Genomic DNA, 20,772 nt, shown 5'->3' on the forward strand with positions numbered 1-20,772 from the left:
GATGAACAAACCGCGCACCCTGTTTGAGAAAGTCTGGGAAGCACATCTGGTACGACCAGAAACCGCTGAAACGCCTGCCGTGCTCTACATTGATCTGCACCTCATTCACGAGGTAACCTCACCGCAGGCGTTTACTGAATTACGCCAGCGCGGGCTGCGGGTTCGCCGACCCGACAAGACGCTGGCGACGATGGATCACAGCACACCGACAACGCCGCGTAATCATCTGGGCATTATTCCCGTCGTTGATCCAATGGCAATCAGCCAGCTTGAACAATTACGAAAAAACTGCGCCGAGTTTGGGATTCCACTGTTTGAATTGGGTGACGAGAATCAGGGCATTGTGCACGTCATTGGGCCAGAGCAAGGATTGACGCAACCGGGGATGACCATCGTTTGTGGTGATAGTCACACCAGCACGCACGGCGCTTTTGGTGCGTTGGCCTTCGGCATTGGCACCTCGGAAGTCGGCCATGTGCTGGCAACCCAATGCCTGCTCCAACGCAAGCCAAAGACGTGTGCGGTACGGATTGATGGCCGGCTGGGGCCAGGGGTCACTGCCAAGGACATCATTCTGGCGTTGATCGCCAAATACGGCGTCGGCGGCGGTACGGGGTACGTCTTTGAGTACATGGGTGAAGCGATCCGTGCGCTGTCGATGGAAGAGCGGATGACGATCTGCAATATGAGCATCGAGGGTGGGGCACGGGCCGGTATGGTCGCACCCGACGATACGACCTTCGAGTATATCGCCGGTAGGCCCTTTGCGCCGAAGGGGGCCGATTTCGAGGCCGCTGTGGCACGCTGGCGAACACTCCCCAGTGACGAGGGGGCAACCTTCGATCACGAGTTAACCCTCTCGGCCAGTGAACTGAAACCAATGATTACCTACGGTACCAACCCGGGTATGGGCATTCCCATTGACGCCCCAGTTCCACGCCCGGAGGATATGCCCGATGCACGGAGCCGGGCGGCACTCGACAAGGCGCTGGCGTACATGGGGCTTGAACCGGGCAAACCGCTCCTGGGCCACCCGGTTGATGTTGTCTTCATCGGTTCCTGCACCAACTCGCGCCTGTCAGATTTGCGGCAGGCAGCCCAGTTTTTCCGTGGACGCAAGGTAGCCCCCGGCGTGCGAGTAATGGTGGTTCCCGGATCGCAGCAGGTCAAGCGCGCTGCCGAGGCCGAAGGGTTAGATCGCATCTTCAAAGAAGCCGGTGCCGAATGGCGTGAAGCCGGTTGCAGCGCCTGTCTGGGCATGAACGACGACAAAGTGCCACCGGGTAAATACGCTGTCAGCACCTCGAACCGCAACTTTGAGGGTCGGCAGGGGCCGGGAGCACGCACGATGCTGGCCAGTCCACTCACCGCAGCAGCGGCAGCCATCACAGGCGTGGTTACCGATCCGCGCACGTTGTTGAACTAGAAGAGGCTCTCGTGGAACCAGTTTCAACCATTACCGGCAAAGCCGTCGTGTTACCGGTAGAGAATATTGATACCGATCAGATCATCCCAGCCCGCTTTCTCAAAGTGACCGACCGCAGCGGTCTGGCTGCCGGTCTCTTCGAGGCGTGGCGCTACCAGGCGGACGGCACACCCAATCCCGATTTTCCGCTGAACCGACCGGAAGCTGCCGGGGCAACCATTCTGATCAGTGGGCGTAATTTTGGCTGTGGCAGCTCGCGCGAGCACGCCCCCTGGGCATTGCAGGACTACGGATTCAAAGCCGTGCTGGCACCATCGTTTGCCGACATCTTTCGCAGTAATTCGCTCAAGATTGGCTTGCTGCCGGTAACGATTGACCAGGCGGTCTACGATGAACTGGTTGCCCGTTATGCGGCTGATCCGCAGATGCATCTGACGATTGATCTGGCAACACAGACGGTGACATTACCGGATGGCCGACAGGTGCATTTTCCGATTGATGCCTTCAGCAAATACTGCCTGCTGCATGGGGTCGATCAACTCGGCTTCTTGCTCCAACAGGAAGAGGCGATTATCGCCTACGAAGCCAGCCATCCGCAGCCGGTGACGACTCGCTGAGCACGAGGAGAGGGCACGACGTATATCAAGTCTCGGCTGATAGTGCGCATCATTCTGGCTATCGGAACTGTGCTGGCGCACCACCGGGTGCGACACCGGCGAGTCGTTGGTAGGTCGGCGCCGTCAACTGAATTCATGCGCAGTCGCGTTCAGGTACAGCACTGGCGTGACATGAACGAGCGTGATACGCCAGTGCTGGTTGCAGCAGAGTGATGCGCCACACCCCGTTGGGGTTCAAGGGCGGACACAACATCTATGCGCCTGGGCAAGAGATAGGACGTGAGGACGCTCTGAACGCCCTCACCCCCGGCCCCTCTCCCGCGCTGCGGCGCGCGGGAGAGGGGAGATCAGAAGCATGCGCTGGGGCTGCCTGATACGATAGCCGTTGTACTGGATCACATCTTCATCGATACCGTGCATCACTGCTGATGGACGCATTGTTGCGCATCGACCCAGTGATGAGATTTGCCGACTGAGTAGTCCATCATTCGTCATCGGACGAGAGCGAAAAGTGGCTGATAGGCAGGCCGGACGTCTGCTCCACAACCTACACCACCGCTCACGCGCCGTCGACTCATCACGGATGATCAGACCCGACGGACGCGATCTACCCGCACAGTATCCCCATGACTCGCGTGAAAACCGCTACAACATGCCCCTGATCGTCAGCACGGCTGGCGCGGCAGCATGGCTGCCGCACTCCAAACAATGCGCCACGGGCAATCCTGTCTGGCAACGGTATCCTCGCTGAAACGTGTGACTACTGTGTGGGGAGTAGGAACGCTGGTTGCACACTTCCGTGTGCAGGTGTGGTGGCAGGGTGATTATCGGATTACGGGTTATACACGCTACGACACCAGATTTGATATTAGCGCATATTTGCTGTCCCTACCCGAACCCATCGTAAGCAGGCGAATAGGGAGAGGGACGTAATGCAGAGCACGCACCTCTCCTCTCTCCCGCGCCTCGCCCCTGCTGGGAAGGGTACCACTCTCCACCGGCTTGAAGTAACCGGTGCGCGGTGACCAGTCTGATAAGGATCTCAGCCTATCACCCTGCTGCGCGCGCTGCGGCAAAAACAGTCTCGCTTAACGTTGGATAGGCGGCAAAGACGGCTGCCAGATCGGCCAGGGTAGCCCCGGTCTGGATCGCCAGGGCAACCGGGGCCAGTAGATCGGCAGCATGATCGCCCACTGCTACCCCACCGCGAACCTGGCGCGTGATCGGATCAAAGGTCAGCTCGATCCAGCCAGATGTCTCTGCACCAAGGTAGGACTTGAGCGACGAGCCATATTCAGCGCGGATACGTGACAGCTCTGTATCCATGACCAGTCCCACCTGGGCAACTTCAGGCACAGTGTAGACGGCATGCACGATGGTGTGCGGGCAATACCCCGGTGCCGGCAGATCGGCAGCGGTGCGCCCGGCGATCCACGCCTGCGCCAGCGCACGGTTCGCCAGCATCGGCCCGCCCGCCGCATCGCCGACCGCGAAGATGTGGTTGACTGGCGTGCGTCCGTAGTTGTCAACGGTTAGCTGACCATTCGCCTCAACGGTCAGGCCGGCGGCACTGAGGTTGAGCCGGCTCAGATCGGGTGTGCGGCCAATCGCCAGGAATGCCATGGCCGCCGTATAGGTAGTGCCATCTGCCGCGAGAACGCTTACCCCCTCTTCCGTGCGCTCGGCCCGTTCGACATCAACCTGATGTATCTCGACACCGTGTGCCTGCATCGCTGCGGCCAGGGTTGAACGGGCGTTGGTGGCAAACATCGGCAAAACGCCAGGGCTACCGACCAGCCAGGTCACTTTGACACCCAGCCGACTGAAGAGCGAGGCAAATTCGCTGCCGGTCGGGCCACCACCGATTACGATAATGTCGTCGGGAAGGGTATGGAGATGGCTGGCAAAGCGCGGCGCGATGATCCGCTGCCCGTCCGGTTTCATCGTCGGGGGGAAGCGGGGAACAGAACCGGTCGCAATAATGATGACATCGGCGGTTATCGTCTGCTGGCCTGCCTGAGTCTGGATTGTCAATTCGTGAGGACTGCTGAAGGCGGCAACCCCCTGCATAACGGTTACGCCAGCCGCCTGCAACCGCTGCTGCTCGTGATCACTCCATCGCGTTGCAACGTGTTTGATCCGTTGTAAGACGGCTGTCGGATCGACCTGCACCCCGTTAACCGCCACGCCCTCGCCGGCTGCCGCCGTCGCGATACCGGCAACCTCAGCGGCATGGAGCCATACTTTGCTCGGTAGCAGGCTATCCCAACCGGTACGACCGCCAATTGGCCCTTCGCTGACCAGTGTTACCTTTGTGTTGCCCTGGGCGGCAGCAACTGCTGCTTCCACACCGGCAGCCCCACCGCCAATCACGACAATCTGCTTCATAACGCCTCTCCGTATGTTCGATGAAGATAATGCTCCTACCTGTCCGGTGATTACCTGTATATTCACCCACTATATAAGGTGATGCAATCAGCCGCCGAAAGGTTACAAGCGGACGGCGGATCGGCGGTGAGCAGCAGGTTGAGGAGGCAGCGGGTTGATACAGGTCGGCGGGTTAAAACCCTGCCTCAAGACATTGAAGCCCCTCCGGGGCTGGCCTGCCGGCGGGAGTGGCACCTCTCTAGCCCCAACGGGGCTTGCACGTCGTGAGGAAGGGCTTCTGCTCGTCTGACAGCGTGGCTGGCCTGCTGGCAGGAGGTGTGCCTCTAGCCCCCACCAGGGCTTACACATCGTGAGGGAGGGCTATCGCTCGCCTAACAGCGCGGCTGGCGGCCTGCCGGTGAGGTGTGATGCCCTGACCCCGTAGGGGCTTACACGGAGTCAGGCGGGGTTTCAGCCTGCCTGACTCCGTGAACGTTCCTGTACGGTTGTGCTGTCGCCTCAATTGCCCTCAGTACTGTCGGATGCTGGTGGTTCGGGGTTTGGATCAGGTGCGCGAATGCCCAGCACGATGGTTGTGTCCGGCAAGATCCATTCGCCCGCTGCCGGGAGTGAACTCAGGACCACATACGGCCCATACCGATAATAATCCTCGCCGGCACGATCTGGCCCCTGGTAATCAACGTAAATCCGACCGGGGTCAATGCCCAACAGCGCCAGCACTTCTTTCGCCTGATTTTCACCCAACCGACGCAGATCGGGCATCAGGATAGCACCTTCAACCGGTGGCACCGGGATCGGTGGCTCAAACATTGCCGGGGTACACTCCGGCAGCTCTTCGTACTTGAGCGGAACCGTTGCATCACCGCCGCGCCACTTATACTCAACCTCTTCATCAGGATCGGGCGGTGGCAGCTTCCACAGGTAGATGTCCCGTACCAGCTCCGGCGGATAGGCGGCATCAGGCGCCGGTCGGCAATAAGCACCATCGGTTAAGGCGCTGAGGTCTTGCGGCAACGGTGGTGCTTTGGGGTCTGTTGGCGGCGGCGGTGGCGGATTGGGGCGTAGCTCGCCGCTGGTTGTCCACTCTTCCGGGGTCGGAATCCGGACAACACGTACTTTTGTGTAGGCCGAACAGAAACCTTCGTTCGGGATGGCATCACCGGTGGTCGCTTCCGGTGTCGGTTGCGCTGCCTCTTCCAGCCGCTTGATCATATCAAGCGTAAATAGCTCTTCACGATAGCCACCGAATGGGCCGGGCAGTTCACAGATCGGACGCGGTACCACCTCTTCAGGTAGCACAAATTCGGTTTGGATTTCTCCGTTAGGGAAGGGTGCGGCGAACAGGTCGCGGTATCGCTCATCTTCGGCGATCAGCCGAAAGATATTCTCCATCACGTTGCGCCAGATAATGCCACCACCGGTCAGACTCTCGACCCGGGCGGTTGGTTCATTGTTGTTGTTACCCGTCCAGACGCCAACCGTCACAAACGGCGTATAGCCGACTGCCCAGGCGTCACGCCAGTCGTTGGTGGTACCGGTCTTGACCGCAGCCGGCAGGCTGAGCCGCAGCGGGCTGTTCAGTCCCCAGATGGCCTGGCGCGCACGATCATCACTGAGCATGTCAGAGATGATTGCGACCAGCGCCGGATCAACCACCTCCTCGCCAGGGGTTTGGGTAAACCGTTCAAGAACACGGCCCTGCGAGTCGGTAATCTCCAGGATAGCGACCGGTGCAAAGTAACGACCACCGCTGGCCAGAGTGTTGTACGCGGTTGTCAGCTCCAGGGGCGACACCTCACCGCCACCGAGCGTCAACGAAAGGCCGTAGAAACCGGCACCACGTTTCAGACCGGTACGGATGCCAACCCGTTCCAGCAACCGGATCGTGTAGTCAATCCCGGCAAACTTCAGTGCCCGCACTGCCGGCATATTCAACGAATTCGCCAGTGCGGTACGGATACGAACCGGCCCGTTCCACTGGCCGTTATAGTTTTGCGGCGCGTACCAGTCACCGGTACCGGTTGGGAAGCGAGTTGGCACATCCCACAGCACCGTCTCTGGGGTCATCCCCTGTTCCATCGCCGCCAGGTAGGTAAACGGCTTCAGCGCCGAACCGGGTTGCCGCTCGCGTGTCGCCACATTCACCTGACCGTCGAGCACATTACCCGACTCGCCGGGCGTAGTGGTTGGTTTGACCGCGTTGTAATCAATACTACCGACCATCGCCAAAATCTGACCGGTGTTCGGCTGCATAATCACGACCGCGGCATTGTGAATGTTGCGCGACTCCAGTTCAGCGATACGCTCGAAGGCGGTGCGCTGGGCCATCCGTTGCAATTGCAGGTCGAGCGTGGTTGTGATCCGCAAACCACCGCCATACACAATCTGAGCGCCGTAGCGTTGCAAGAGCAGGTCGCGCACATAGAAGACGAAGTGCGGCGCATTGAGGGGTGCCTCTTGCGGCGCGAACCGCAGCGGTGTGGCCAATGCCTGGCGAGCCTGCGCTTCGGTGATGTAGCCATCCTCAACCATCCGACGCAACACAGCCGCCTGCCGGATCCGTGGCAGCGGTGTGCCGGCGGGCAGACGGGCATCGGGGTCAAGCCAGCCATCGCCGACAAAGACGGGCGGGAGATAACCACCCTGCTCGTCGCGCTCCAGATAGTTAATCGGATTGTAGACCGATGGTAACTGTGGCAAACCGGCAAGGAGCGACGCCTGGTTCAAATCAAGATCAGCCGCGCTCACCCCAAAATAGACCTCACTGGCCGCCTGAATACCGTAGGCCAGATTGCCGTAAAAATTCTCATTCAGATATAGCTCAAGAATCTGATCTTTGGTATAGATGCGATCCAGCTCCTGGGCGAGGATAATCTCCTTCAGTTTCCGTTCGTAACGCCGTTCCGGGAGACGCTCTTCCGGGGTGAGCACGCTATTCTTGATCACCTGCTGTGTAATCGTCGAGGCACCACCGGTCTCTTCACCTGCCCGCAGGCTGTCAATCAGAGTACGCACAATACCGGCCAGATCGATGCCCGGATTGGTATAGAAGGTCTTATCCTCAATCGCAATCGTCGCCTGAATCAACAGCGGACTAATCTCGTCAATCGTCACTTTTGTGCGCTTGCCGGTATCGAAAAACTCGTACAGCAGCTCACCGTTACGGTCAAAGATGCGCGAGTTCTCGAACAATTCCCGGTTATCGAGCAAAGCCAGTCGCGGTTTCAGACTCTCGGCAACCTGCGCGTAGGCATTGTAGGCAAAGCCGGCGATAGCGACGATCACCACCGCTACTAAACCAAGTCCGGCCAGGAGCGCATTAACAAGCCAGCGACTGACCGCAGATCGTGGTGTTGATCGGCCCCGCAACCCGCGCAACAGATGTGGCGGCACGTGGCGGCGACCATTGCGACCATTTGCATGTAAACGACGTGAGCGAATCATAAGATGTATGACCTGATGTATTGTCTTGCAGCGTCCTGCTCTGCGCCGCGTATAGTCCGACATCGCAGGTAGTATAGCACGTCATGATCGAGATGGTATCTGACATGCGAATGATAGTTCTATCAGGTACAATAGAAGTTATCTGACAGGCGACGACTCGGCGGAGGGGCTATGCACCAGCCTTCACTCATCGGCCCGGCGATCCTGATTGTGCTTCTGATCACGCTGCCCCTGGCTTCCATCGGCGATCTGATCCTGGATCAGATCGGCTGGCAGCCGTTGTGGTTGATCGGTGCCAGTATCATCGCCGGTATGGAAGCGTTTGCCTTGCGGATGCGGATGCTGGCCGGCCTGCACGAAGCGGAAGGTGGCACGTTGCGCTATCTGGCCGCCGAGATTTTTGCGCTGGTTGTGCTGGCCCGGCTGGTAGCGACGCTGGGCTTCGGCGGCGAGGGTATCCGGGCGATGATGAGCTGGATCACTGATCCATTGGCCTTCTTCGATGTTCCATTTCTCATCTGCCTGCTGGCGCTGACTACGGTGGTGATGCTCAGTCGGAGCGGGATCGCTGCCATCGCGGCCATAACACCAAATCCACCCCAAAAAATGCCCCTGTACACTCTCGACGTACTCTTCTACAACAGCGACGCAAAAATTCGCCGCTGGAATGCAGTCAAAGCGATCATCAGCGGCGTAAGCTGGGGCGGGTTGTTGATCATCTGGCTCCAGAGCTGGCGGCCAGGGAATGCAGATGCGTTTTCCGGCTGGATTGCGTTGTATCTGATCGGCGGACTCAGCCTGATCGAGCTTGCCCGCCGGCGGGCGTCCCTGGCCGACTGGCAGAGCGATGGTGCCGAGGTCGCGGTTGATGTGCAACGAAGCTGGCACCTGCTGAGCGTAATGCTCATCGGTCTGATGATCGTGCTGACGCTGGTATTTCCCTTCCCCCGCGAGATGTCCATGCCGGAAGAATGGCGCCGGGCCATCTACTCACTGGTCGGGCTGGTCATCTTCATCGGCCTCATCGCATCGCTCCTGTTCGTCGGCCTGATCAGTCTGATCATGCTGCTGCCAATGCTCCTCTACCTGCTGCTCAACTGGCTCCTCACCACAAACTCAACCTCCGCCGCGATGCCCATCCCGCAGCCGCCGCTCATTCCTCCGGCCACCGCCAGCGAGCCGATGGTATGGCCCGGCCTTATCTTCTGGTTCTGTGTAGCCGTGCTCACCGTGCTGGCGTTCTGGCGGATTGCGCGCCGCCAGACGTGGCTGAAGGCGGCATGGGTGAATGCCGTGACCTGGCTGACGGCCTGGTGGCACCACCTGCGCCACCGGCGTATCGGGGGCTGGCCGCACTGGTGGCATTCGCAAGAGGAGCCGCCTCCCCCACCACACTCACGGTGCAGCCGCAGCGGGCCGGTGGATACGGTGATTGCCTGCTACCATGCTGCGCTCCGTCACGCCACTGCGCGTGGCTACCCCCGCCGGCCACCGCAGACCCCGGCAGAGTATGCGGAACGGATCAGCGGCGAGTTACCCGCAGGTGCCGCCGAATTACAGGCGCTCACCGAGGCGTATCAACGGGTGGTGTATGCCGGCAAGCCCTTCGACCGCTCCGAACGGCGACAGTTTAGCGCGTTATTGCGTCGCTTTCGGCGTAAAGTGTGAGATAGGAGATAGGAGATAGGAGATAGAAGATAGGAGATAGGGGATAGGGGATAGGAGATAGGGGATAGGGGATAGGGGATAGGAGATAGAAGGTAGAAGGTAGAAGGTAGAAGGTAGGAGATTAGGAGATAAGAAGATAGTGGTTGAAGTGCCGGGGCTGTCGCCTTCAGCAGTTCAGGGATAGAAAGGGTGCAGTCAGATCACATCTGGTTGACCGGAGCGCATCGCTTTTGCTCCCCCATCACACGGGCGACGAGCTGATTTTTGATGTAGCACACCGCCACCTTCCTCCAGCGGGAGGAGGCCGGGAGGGGGGCGGGAATGAGATGCATGGGAGCTATGCAGAGCACGCCTTCACCCCCTGCCCCTCTCCCGCGCCCCAGCGCGCTATGCATTACCCACATGTCACGCTGCGTTAGGCTGGCTGCAAGTGCCCCCTGTGGCGGCTCCCCGTGGCGCAGGCTTCCAGCCTGCGTGCAGGCATCCTCGCCACCGCCGGCAGGTGCTGGCCGTGGCCGCTGGTGCGCAAGCACGAATCTCTTGCAACATAACCACCTACACGTAGGGGTCGCATGCATGCCTGACCGACGCGATGATCGAAACAAGCACATCCAACACCCTCGTGACCAGGATGGGTAACGGTGTACCACGCGCCGGATCGTGTGTACGGCTGGCGCGGCAGCATGGCTGCCGCACTCCAAACCTTGCGCCACGCGCATGATGAGCGTGTAAGGCAATCCATTCAGCACGTGATAGCACGGCTGGAGCAGCGCACTGCCACCAGTCCAGTCGCCCACAACAGCACCTATGGCGATCATACCGGCTGATACGCACGTGGTTGACACCAGTTATGGGTAATGCATAGCCAGCGGGGGGAGGCCGGGAGGGGGGCCGGGATTGCAGTAACCGGCAACCATAATGGCGCACGCCCCTCCCTCCCCCGCTCCTCTCCCGTCAGGGGAGAGGAGCGGGGGCCGGGGGGTGAGGTGAGGGCGACCAGTCATCCCCGACGCGGCATCAATACTGTGTAATCAAAATCAAGCACCACCGCCGGATCGTAGTTCCCCTCCGCGTCACGGTAGGGAAAATCGTGACACGGGCGATCTTTGGTGGCGACGGTACGTACCCGCAAGGCGCCAATATCGGTGCGGCCCGGAATCGCCATCTTGGCAAGAATCTCTGACCAGGCGTAGATCGTGTCGCCGGCAAAGCTGGGGTTGGTGTGGCGCCCGCTGTTGATGGCCGCAATGCTCAGCGCATTGGCCAGCCCGTTGAACGACAACGAACGCGCCAGGCTGATGATGTGGCCGCCGTACACGATCCGCCGGCCAAACCGCCCTTCCCGCTCAACGTGGAGGTTGAAGTGGACCCGCGCTGTGTTCTGGTAGAGCCGGGTCGCCTGCATGTGCTCGGCCTCCTCAATCGTGACCCCGTCCACGTGATCGATCTTCTCACCCACCTCGTAATCGTCCCAGAGGTAGTTGCTGCCGGCGTGGGCCAGATTGTAGTTCGCCGCCGATACGGTGTACGGGACGGTCAAATCGGTGACCGGTACCGAGTCGGGCAGGTCGGGGACAACCGTCTCCGGTGCCGGTGCGTTCGGGTCGCGCTTCCGCACCATCACCCAGCGGATGTATTCGAGCACGACCTCGTCCCATTGGTTCACCCCCACCGAGTGGACATACACCACACCGGTTTTGCCGTCTTTGTTCTGGCGCAAACCGATCACCTTTGAAGTGGTGGAAAGGGTGTCGCCGGGGTAGACCACTGCGCCAAAGCGTCCACCGGCGTAGCCGAGATTGGCAATCGCGTTGAGCGAGATGTCGGGTACCGTCTTACCGAAGACGATATGAAACACCAGCAGGCTATCAATCGGCGCTCGCTCCAGCCCCAACGATTGCGCAAAGGGGGTTGATGAGGTAAGCGCAAAGCGGGAACCGTACAGCGACGTGTAGAGGGCAACGTCGCCTTCGGTAATCGTGCGCGGCGTGGCGTGGACAATCGTCTGACCAAGCCGAAAATCCTCGAAGAAGTTGCCGGGATTGGTTTTAGCGCTCATCCCTCTCTCCTTGCTGCACCGTCACAGACCATACGCCTGGGCCAGGTCGGGGTCTTTCTTCGCAATCATCCGCGCCAGATCAACGATCACCTTCGCCTGCTTCCAGGTCGCATCGTCTTGCATCTTGCCGTCAATCATCGCCACCCCCGAACCATCGGGCATCGCCTCCAGGATGCGTTTGGCGAAGAGCACCTCGTTCACGTCCGGGCTGAAGACGCGCTTGGCGATGGGAATCTGGTTGGGCGCGAGCGACCACGCACCGGTGCAGCCGAGGAGGAAGGCGTTGCGGAATTGGGCTTCGCAGGCGGCTTCATCCTTGATGTCGCCGAAGGGGCCGTAGAAGGCGCGCAGGCCATGGGCAACTGCCACATCAACCATCCGCGCAATCGTGTAGTGCCAGAGGTCTTGCTGATAGAATGGCCGCTCGGCCTGACCTTCTTGCGGGTCGGCCAGCACGCCGTAGAAGGGGTGCCCACCGCCGACACGGGTGGTCTTCATGCCACGCGAAGCGGCGAGATCAGCCGGCCCCAGACTGAAGCCGTGCATGCGGGGGCTGGCACCGGCAATTTCTTCCAGATTGACCATGCCCTGGGCGGTTTCTAGCAGAGCATGGATCAGAATCGGCTTTTTGATCTGGTGGCGGGCTTCGAGCAGCGCCAGATACTGATCAACGAAGTGAATGTCCCACGGCCCCTCGACCTTCGGGATCATAATCACATCGAGTTTATTGCCCACCGCGGCCACAATCTCGGCAATATCGTCGAGCACCCATGGGCTGTTGAGCGCATTGACCCGCACCCAGAGCGCGGTATCGCCGAAATCGGTTGCTTTGACTACCTCGATAAAGCCGTTGCGGGCGGCCTCTTTGGCGTCCATCGGAATCGCGTCTTCCAGATTGCCGCACAGCACATCAACCTGTTTGGCGACTTCGGGAATACGGGCGCGAATCTTTTCCACGTGGGGCGGAAAAAAGTGGACGACCCGCTCTGGGCGAACCGGCAGCTCGCGGATCGGCTCCGGAGCACCGATGGCCAACGGTTTGTAGAAGTTGTGAGCTAGCTTGCGCATGATCTTCTCCCTCCGTGTTTCAATCTCATCATTCGGCGGCAGTGCATACGGCTACGCTGCCCGATCTGGCCCGGCCACAATCCCTTCATCGTGCAAGCGACCGACTTCAGCTTCACTCAAGCCCAGCACCTCCAGCAAAATCTCATCGGTGTGCTCGCCGAGCCGGGGCGCAGGCTGGACAGGCAGACGCGGGACGGCAGTGAAATCCAGCGGCGAACCCGGCATCAGGTAGCTCCCAATGCCGGGCTGCTCGACCATCGCAAACATCGGGTTATCGGTGGAGCAGTCGGGGTCCTGGGCAATCGCTTCCCGTACCGTGCGGTACGGCGCCCAGGTGACGCGGTGCTGTTCAAAGATGCGTCGTACCTCGGCCAGCGTGCGGGCGTGGAACCAGGGTTCAAGCAGCGCAGCGATCTCGTGGCGGGCACGGAAGCGGTCGCCTTCCTCGTCCATATTCAGCCCCAGCCGCGCACCGAGCGCATTGAACGCATCCGTCAGACCGGTCGCCTTGCCCAGCGCCTTCCACTGCAAATCGGTCAAACCAACCACCATCACCCGCTTCCCATCGAGGGTCTCGAAATCGCGCCCGAACGCCCCGTAGAGATAATTCCCCTGCCGTGGACGGTCGGTATCGTTGATCATCACCTCGGCAATCATCCCCAGATGGCCGATCATCGCCAGCCCGACATCCTTCAGCGCAATCTTCACCAGTTGCCCCTCACCGGTCAGCCGACGGTGACGCTCGGCAGCCAGCAGACCGAGCGCAATCATCTGCCCGGTCACAATATCCCAGGCCGGCAGCACGTGATTAACCACATCAGGCGTCGTGACCGGGCCGGTCATAAACGGCAGCCCCAACTGCGGGTTAACGGTGTAATCCACCTCTGACCCGCCATCGCGCCGCCCGACCAGATTGACCATAATCAGGTCGGCGCGGTGACGCTTCAGCTCATCGTAACTCAACCAACCGCGCGCCGGAAAATTGGTAATAAAGAGACCGGCATGCTCGCCGGGTGCGCAGATAAGCTGCGTCAGCAACTCCTGCCCGCGTGGATGGCGAATATCAATCGCAATCGAACGTTTGCCCTTGTTGAGACCGGCCCAAAACAGACTATGCTTACCGTCGAGCGTAACCGGCCAGCGTTTATAATCGAGACCGCCGCCGATAGGGTCGAAGCGAATCACATCGGCCCCCAACTGCGCGAGCGTCATGCCCCCCAGCGGTGCGGCAACAAAGGCCGATCCCTCCACTACACGCAATCCGTGGAGAATACCCTTCATGGTGCTCCTCTCAAATCAATGCGGATACCACTCACTGCCTCCGCAAGTATGCGATGGTATAGCCTGTTGGATGGGAAGACGTCATCTCGAACGTGACGAAGCGTCATTCGCTTCAGGATCGCCAGTACCGCGCAGCCCTGCACCAGCCGAACGGGAGATGGTGGATCGCCGTGCTCCCCATACGGTTTCGGGCAACGTATGGGTGCGCTGCGGTGCCATCACTCTTGCCGATGCAGGCCACCATTAGCCGAGGACGTGTAGAGCGCATCGCCGTGCATCGGTGCCACGCCCTCGCTCCCATAGCCAGAACCTGAGTCACCCGCTGCGAGCGCAGATCGGTGATCTGCGCCGGGTTGCGGGCCGGGCCGGCGAATAGTGCCTGGTGTCGCCGGTCGCCGGTCAATCGTGCCGCCCTGCCCCAGCCGAACGGGAGATGGTTGATCGCCGTGCTCCCCATACCGTGCCAGGCAAGGTATGGGTGCGCTGCGGTGCCGTCACTCTTGCCGATGCAAGCCACCAATTAGCCGAGGACGGATAGAGCGCATCGCCATGCATCGGTGCCACGCCCTCGCTCCCACAACCAGAACCTGAGTCACCCGCTGCGAGCGCAGATCGCTAATCTGCGCCGGATTTTGGGCCGGGCCGGCGAATACTGCCTGGTGTCGCCGGTCACCGGTCAATCGTGCCGCCCTGCCCCAGGTCGTACCGTTGCCCTGCACCAGCCGCGCCGTGCTCCCCATACGGTTTCGGGCAACGTATGGGTGCGCTGCGGTGCCATCACTCTTGCCGATGCAGGCCACCATTGGCCGAGGACGTGTAGAGCGCATCGCCGTGCATCGGTGCCACGCCCTCGCTCCCCCAGCCAGAACCTGAGTCACCCGCTGCGAGCGCAGATCGGTGATCTGCGCCGGGTTGCGGGCCGGGCCGGCGAATAGTGCCTGGTGTCGCCGGTCGCCGGTCAATCGTGCCGCCCTGCCCCAGCCGAACGGGAGATGGTTGATCGCCGTGCTCCCCATACCGTGCCAGGCAAGGTATGGGTGCGCTGCGGTGCCATTACTCTTGCCGATACAGGCCACCATTAGCCGAGGACGTGTAGAGCGCATCGCCGTGCATCGGTGCCACGCCCTCGCTCCCATAGCCAGAACCTATATCACCCGCTTTGAACGCAGATCGTTGATCTGCTCGTCGCACATGCCGAGAATCTCTTTCAAGACCTCTTCCGTATGCTCGCCGAGTTTCGGGCCGAGCGAGCGAATGCTGCCCGGTGTCTCCGAGAGCTTTGGCACCACATTCGGCATGATCAACGTCTCCCCCAGGTCTTCGGCATCAATCGCGACCAGATTCCGACGAGCGTGGACGTGGCGATCACCGAAGAAGTCGGCAATGTCGTTCAGCGGTGCCGCCGGGGTAGCCGTGGCGTAACAGCGCTCAAGCACTTCGGCGCGGGTCAGCGAGCTACACCAGTCACGCACAATCTCGTTCACATCACTGGCGTGCGCCAGCCGTACTTTCTGGTCGCCGTAGACACTCGACGACGCCAGTTCGGGGCGCCCCATCGCATTTGCCAGTCGGGCAAACAGCTTATCGGTCGCACACGAGATCGCCACCCATTTCCCGTCTTTGGTCTGGAAGTGGCCGTGAGGACAGGCAAACTCGTTGTAGTGGGAACCGTGGCGTTCACGCACCTTGCGATACATCCCGTAGGCCGGCACCAGCTCATCGCTACAGCGGAAGACCGATTCGTACAGAGCGGCATCAATGTACTGGCCGCGTCCGGTCTGTTCGCGGTGGCGCAGCGCCAGCAGCACGCCAATACAGCCGTAGAGACCGGTCATGTAATCGGCGAGTGTCGTTGACCCCGGCGTCACCGGTGTCCCTTTCGGCATACCGGCCAGATACGCGATGCCACCGACGGCGTGCGCAATCCGGGCAAACCCCGGTCGATCACGGTACGGCCCGGTCTGCCCATAGCCGGTGACCCGCAACATAATCAGGCGCGGGTTGATCTTGCTCAACACATCCCAACCCAGCCCCCATTTTTCCAGCGTACCGGGGCGAAAATTTTCGCACAGCACATCGGAGTGGGCGATCAGCTCTTTGAAGACACGCGCCCCTTCGGGATGTTGCAGGTTGAGCGTAACCGAACGCTTGTTGCGCGACTCGCTCAGCCAGGTCAGCGTATCGCCGCGTGCGGTCGGCGTCCCGAAGCGGCGCAGCGCATCACCGCCGATAGGATGTTCTACTTTCAACACGTCAGCGCCGAATTCGCCCAACAGGGTCGCACAAAAAGGCGCAGCAATCACCGTCGCGGCATCGATAACGCGAATTCCGGCCAGCGGCAACGTTGTGGTCGTTCCATCCATTGCCTTCACCTCGTAAGTGGTATTGTTACAGCATAACCCAGGTTGCCATCTGTGCTGTGAGCAGGACACGGAAGCTGACCTTCAGGATGAACAGCACGACGTTGCGCATAACACCGTGTGACGTACCTGCATGATTTGGGTAGCATCCAGTTCCCATCGACGCACTACGTCACGCCTCAAGGCAGTAAGTCAGGTTATACCCGTTCCTCGGTGTCCTCCGTGTCTCTGTGGTGACCAAGGTAGCAACTTGTGATCGGGATGGCTAAATAATCTTGCGGCTGCGCAGACGCTTGATCTCTTCGGCAGAAATATCAAGCAGCTCGCGCAACACCTCATACGTGGCATTCCCCAGCGGTGGGCCGAGGTTGGTCACCCGTCCCGGTGTTTCTGACAGTCTGGGGATCACGTTCGGAACCACCACTTCGCCGATACCCTCGGCTTCGATACAGGCAAAGTTGCCGCGAGCCAGAAAATGTTCGTCGTTGAACATATCGGCGATGCTGTTGAGTGGGCCAACGGGAACTTCCTTCTCCAGACAACGCCGCATCACCTCGTCGCGCGTCAACGAACCGACCCATTCAATCGTGATCTGGTTCACAATATCGCGTGCTGCCAGCCGTTTGCGTTGATCGCCGTACAGTTCCGGCGAAGCCAGTTCCGGGCGCTCCATTGCTTCGGCCAGCCGTTCAAACATCTTGTCGGTGGTACAGGCAATCGCAACCCACTTGCCGTCCTTCGAGCGGAAATGGCCATGCGGAACAGCAATAAAACTCCCGGCCCCTTCGCGTTCACGAATCTTGCCGAACAGACCGTAAGCCGGGGCAATCTCATCCAGAATCCGGAAGACCGCTTCGTAAATCCCGACATCGATCAACTGCCCGCGTCCGGTCTGCTCTTTGTGGCGCAGCGCGATCAAAATCCCAATCGCCCCGAACAGACTGGCGATATAGTCGCCGAGCGGTGCCGTTCCCGGCAAGACTGGCGTTTCGCCGGGGAACCCGGCCAGATACGAGAGGCCGCTGAAAGCGTGGGCAATATGGGCAAACCCCGAACGCCGACGGTACGGCCCGGTCTGACCATAGCCCGACACCCGCAGCATAATCAGTCCGGGATTCGTCGCCTGCAAAACAGGCCAGCTCAAGCCCCATTCTTCCATCGTACCGGGGCGAAAGTTTTCAATCAGAATGTCGGATTTGGCGACCAGCTTCAGAAAGAGCGCAACGCCCTCTTGCTGACGCAGATCAATCGTGACCGACTTACGGTTACGGGCCTCGCTCAGCCAGGCCAGTGTTGCATCGTGGCGCGCAGTTGCAGTGCCGAAACGACGCATCGGATCGCCACCCAGCGGGTGTTCGATCTTGAGCACCTCGGCACCGAATTCACCCAGGATGGAAGCAGCATACGGGCCGGCCAGAAAATTACCTACATCAATGACCCGAATGCCACTCAACGGCAACTGCTCCTGACCGGTGCCCGGTGTGCTCATCGGATCACTGGCCGGCGGCTTTGATTCTGCGTGTCCTGATGGTTCTTCTCCTGTGGGGGGCATCTCGCTTGTCCCGGTGACCTGTCCTTCTGACACCTCCGTTGGCTGACCGGTTGATCTGGTCAGGCGTGACGCTTTTGCCATTCCTCTTCCCTCTCCTTGCCGTAAACAAAAAGAATACCCGCAGCCACCATTGGCTAAGCATGAGGCCACCATGGCCGCCCTGGCTCATCCAGAATATGGATCATGGAGTCGTGTATTCATACCATAGCATAAAAGCGAAACGTGCGCAATTGTCAGTTTCTAAGAGTTAACTGTGAGTTAATGTAAGTAAATACTTGCACCTCCTGCACAATTTGCGATGGTTATACGTGGGTTATGCATAGTATAATAGGCCTGTTCCACGTACCAAACGTATCAATATTGCAAACAAGGAGGTCAACCGACCATGAGCAGCGCGGATTGGATGGCCTGGATTGGGCGTACTGAGCAGGTGGAAGATGATATTTGTCTGGCCCAGGCGATTGCCGCAGCCGCAACGCTTGAGCCGCCGTCGGGAGCACCAACTGCGGATAGTCCGCTCCCTCCGCTCTGGCACTGGTTTTACTTTCTGCCCCGTGCCCCACAGTCGCAGCTCAGCAGTGATGGTCATCCGCAGCGCGGCGGCTTTATCCCACCGATACCCTATCCACGCCGCATGTTTGCCGGTGCCCGCATCCGCTTTCATCACCCGCTGCGCATCGGCCAACCGGCGCGTCGTGAAGGTGTGATCCGCAACATCACTCAAAAAAGCGGTCGCAGCGGGCCGCTGGCATTTGTGACGGTCGGCTACCAGATATACCAACATGAGATGCTTTGTATCGAAGAAGAGCAAGACATCGTGTACCGTGAGCCGGGGGCACCGGTGCCGGCCCCCACACCGGTAGAGTTACCACCGGTACACGATGCAATCACCCGTACTGTTGTGCCCGATCCGCGTCTGCTCTTTCGCTTCTCAGCCCTCACCTTCAATGCGCATCGGATTCACTACGACCGGCCATACGCTCAGCACGAAGAGGGCTATCCGGGCCTGGTCGTGCATGGCCCCCTGGTAGCAGTCCTGCTAATGGAACTGGCCCGTCACCATACATCCCGCCCGATTGTTGGCTTTTCGTTCCGCAGCCAGGCGCCACTCTTCGATCTGGCCCCCTTCCGCCTGCTGGCCCGCCCCAACGGCGACCGCATCGATCTGGAAGCACAGGGACCTGACGGGGCAACGGCGCTCAGCGCGACGGTTGAGTTGGGGGGATGAGGGAGGAGGGAGGAGGGAGGAGATAGGAGATAGGAGGTAGGAGATAGGAGGTAGGAGATAGGAGGTAGGAGGTAGGAGATAGGAGGTAGGAGATAGGAGGTAGGAGATAGGAGATAGGAGGTAGGAGGTAGGAGATAGGAGATAGGAGATAGGAGGTAGGAGGTAGGAGATAGGAGATAGGAGGTAGGAGATAGGAGATAGGAGATAGGAGATAGGAGGGCTAACGACTATCTCCGGTCTAATGAGACGTAGGATTGATTGCTTTGCCCGCTCGGCATGCACGTGGCGCGTAGTTTGGCGGGCGGCAGCCATGCTGCCGCAGCAGCCGCGCTCACGACCCAACGTGTGGCACGCCGTTGACAACATCATCCAGTAATGATGAAACAGGTGCTACTTGCCTTGCCCGCTCGGCATGCACGTGGCGCGTAGTTTGGCGGGCGGCAGCCATGCTGCCGCAGCAGCCGCGCTCACGACCCAACGTGTGGCACGCCGTTGACAACATCATCCAGTAATGGTGAAACAGGTGCTACTTGCTTTGCCCGCTCGTGATGCGCGTGGCGCGTAGTTTGGCGTGCGGCAACCACGCTACCGCACTGCAAGCACACGCTTGATTAATTGCCTTGCCCGCTCGGCATGCACGTGGCGCGTAGTTTGGAGTGCGGTAGCCATGCTGCCGCAGCAGCCGTGCTCACGACCCGGTGCGTGGTACGCCGTTGACCCGGCTGGTCACGCGGACGCCGGGTGTGCTCGTCACGACCATGGAATCGGTTGGCAATGAATGAGATACCTTCTCGTCGATGTTTTTGAAATAGGTTCTAGTCTGACCCCACATCGTTCTCAACAACGTGTATCGTTCAGAAGTGCTACTGGCGAGCACTGGTTGGTTGTCGGCGGTGCAGCGGTAGGGGCACGGCATGCCGTGCCCCTACTAGTGCTGGCGTCCAGCAGTGCCTCGTTCAGGTACAGTATCAAGGCAAGAGTTGGCTGGTGTGTCACATTATGCTGCCATCTTTGATATGATGACGAGTAGGGGCGACGTATGCGTCGCCCCTACTGATCGTGCAAGCAAGCACAACCCCTTTCACAGAGTTTGGCGTGCGGCAGCGTGGCTGCCGCAGCAGCAATCACACGCTGAATTAGTTGCCTTGCCCGCTCGTGATGCACGTGGCGCGAAGTTTGGCGGGCAATCCTGAGTCCAGGGCAGACAAAATGTGCGGGCTAACACGCCTTACGCCGCATCACAATATCCTGGAATATCCCGCTGATTTCGCCTCCTCCGCAACGTGTTCAAGCGCAGACAGCATCGATGAGTAAATACCTGCGGAATATTGTGAACGTGGGCACCAGTTTGCGAAACCGATTATTGCCCTTTGCAATGCGCTATACGCCGCACCGTTGTGCTGATTGATAACAGATGGATCATGCGACAATTCCGGGTTGTTATATCTTAACAAATATTCTCTGAGGGAATGATTATAATTCAAACATCGCAATTTGAGATATGAATAAACAGATAAAAACAATAGCAAGAAAATGTTTTTAATAAAACATTTTTTAGTACACAAAATTACTTGATTTTGATGCCTTATACATCTTTCCTGGTTATTACGTTATCGGGGTGACATTTATCAGAACCATTTCTCGGCCTGCGCTGAGGGGGAGTGCGTTACCCATGTTCGTC

The 20,772-nt window shown here is 59.6% G+C and carries 13 protein-coding genes; 5 read left to right on the forward strand and 8 right to left on the reverse strand.

Going from position 1 to position 20,772, the window contains the following annotated elements; all coding sequences use genetic code 11:
• Position 1: 1 nt before the first annotated feature.
• Both leuC and leuD read left to right on the forward strand, forming a co-directional pair.
• Complete coding sequence (leuC, locus tag CAUR_RS00855; RefSeq protein ID WP_012256078.1) at positions 2 to 1,426, forward strand: 3-isopropylmalate dehydratase large subunit; 1,425 nt, start codon at positions 2 to 4, stop codon at positions 1,424 to 1,426.
• An 11-nt stretch (positions 1,427 to 1,437) separates the two neighbouring features.
• Positions 1,438 to 2,043, forward strand: a complete 606-nt coding sequence (gene leuD, locus CAUR_RS00860) for a 3-isopropylmalate dehydratase small subunit (protein ID WP_012256079.1) — start codon at positions 1,438 to 1,440, stop codon at positions 2,041 to 2,043.
• Between the two features lie 1,050 nt (positions 2,044 to 3,093).
• Here the strand turns inward: leuD and CAUR_RS00865 are convergent.
• Together CAUR_RS00865 and CAUR_RS00870 are read right to left on the reverse strand one after the other, a co-directional pair.
• A complete protein-coding gene (locus tag CAUR_RS00865) occupies positions 3,094 to 4,431 on the reverse strand; it encodes a dihydrolipoyl dehydrogenase family protein (RefSeq protein ID WP_012256080.1) in 1,338 nt (445 codons plus the stop codon).
• A gap of 498 nt (positions 4,432 to 4,929) precedes the next feature.
• Entirely contained in the window at positions 4,930 to 7,875 is a 2,946-nt protein-coding gene (locus tag CAUR_RS00870) for a transglycosylase domain-containing protein (RefSeq protein ID WP_012256081.1), read from the reverse strand.
• A gap of 171 nt (positions 7,876 to 8,046) precedes the next feature.
• Between CAUR_RS00870 and CAUR_RS00875 the strand changes: the two genes are divergently transcribed.
• Positions 8,047 to 9,543, forward strand: coding sequence for a DUF4129 domain-containing protein (locus CAUR_RS00875; RefSeq protein ID WP_012256082.1), 1,497 nt, complete (start codon positions 8,047 to 8,049; stop codon positions 9,541 to 9,543).
• Between the two features lie 683 nt (positions 9,544 to 10,226).
• Positions 10,227 to 10,370, forward strand: a complete 144-nt coding sequence (locus CAUR_RS21125; protein ID WP_162015833.1) for a hypothetical protein — start codon at positions 10,227 to 10,229, stop codon at positions 10,368 to 10,370.
• Between the two features lie 173 nt (positions 10,371 to 10,543).
• On the opposite strand, the gene CAUR_RS00885 is transcribed toward CAUR_RS21125, so the two are convergent.
• From CAUR_RS00885 to CAUR_RS00915, 6 genes are all read right to left on the reverse strand, one after another.
• Complete coding sequence (locus CAUR_RS00885; protein ID WP_012256083.1) at positions 10,544 to 11,602, reverse strand: MaoC family dehydratase; 1,059 nt, start codon at positions 11,600 to 11,602, stop codon at positions 10,544 to 10,546.
• 21 nt (positions 11,603 to 11,623) lie between these two features.
• Positions 11,624 to 12,670 (reverse strand): HpcH/HpaI aldolase/citrate lyase family protein, encoded by a 1,047-nt coding sequence (locus CAUR_RS00890; protein WP_012256084.1) that lies wholly within the window; start codon positions 12,668 to 12,670, stop codon positions 11,624 to 11,626.
• Between the two features lie 51 nt (positions 12,671 to 12,721).
• The gene (locus CAUR_RS00895; RefSeq protein WP_012256085.1) at positions 12,722 to 13,951 is read right to left on the reverse strand and encodes a 2-methylfumaryl-CoA isomerase; all 1,230 of its coding nucleotides are present in this window, start codon (positions 13,949 to 13,951) and stop codon (positions 12,722 to 12,724) included.
• A 494-nt stretch (positions 13,952 to 14,445) separates the two neighbouring features.
• Positions 14,446 to 15,054: a hypothetical protein gene (locus CAUR_RS00905; RefSeq protein WP_242605012.1), complete on the reverse strand. Its 609-nt coding sequence runs from the start codon at positions 15,052 to 15,054 to the stop codon at positions 14,446 to 14,448.
• Positions 15,055 to 15,096: 42 nt separating this feature from the next.
• Positions 15,097 to 16,314 carry a CaiB/BaiF CoA transferase family protein gene (locus tag CAUR_RS00910; protein ID WP_012256088.1) on the reverse strand — a complete coding sequence of 406 codons (1,218 nt, stop codon included), beginning with the start codon at positions 16,312 to 16,314 and terminating at the stop codon, positions 15,097 to 15,099.
• Positions 16,315 to 16,576: 262 nt separating this feature from the next.
• Positions 16,577 to 17,944 carry a CaiB/BaiF CoA transferase family protein gene (locus CAUR_RS00915; protein WP_012256089.1) on the reverse strand — a complete coding sequence of 456 codons (1,368 nt, stop codon included), beginning with the start codon at positions 17,942 to 17,944 and terminating at the stop codon, positions 16,577 to 16,579.
• A 304-nt stretch (positions 17,945 to 18,248) separates the two neighbouring features.
• On the opposite strand from CAUR_RS00915, the gene CAUR_RS00920 reads away from it, so the two are divergent.
• Positions 18,249 to 19,091 (forward strand): mesaconyl-C(4)-CoA hydratase, encoded by an 843-nt coding sequence (locus CAUR_RS00920; protein ID WP_012256090.1) that lies wholly within the window; start codon positions 18,249 to 18,251, stop codon positions 19,089 to 19,091.
• The last annotated feature ends 1,681 nt before the right edge of the window (positions 19,092 to 20,772 follow it).

Source organism: Chloroflexus aurantiacus J-10-fl (assembly GCF_000018865.1).
Lineage (GTDB): Bacteria > Chloroflexota > Chloroflexia > Chloroflexales > Chloroflexaceae > Chloroflexus > Chloroflexus aurantiacus.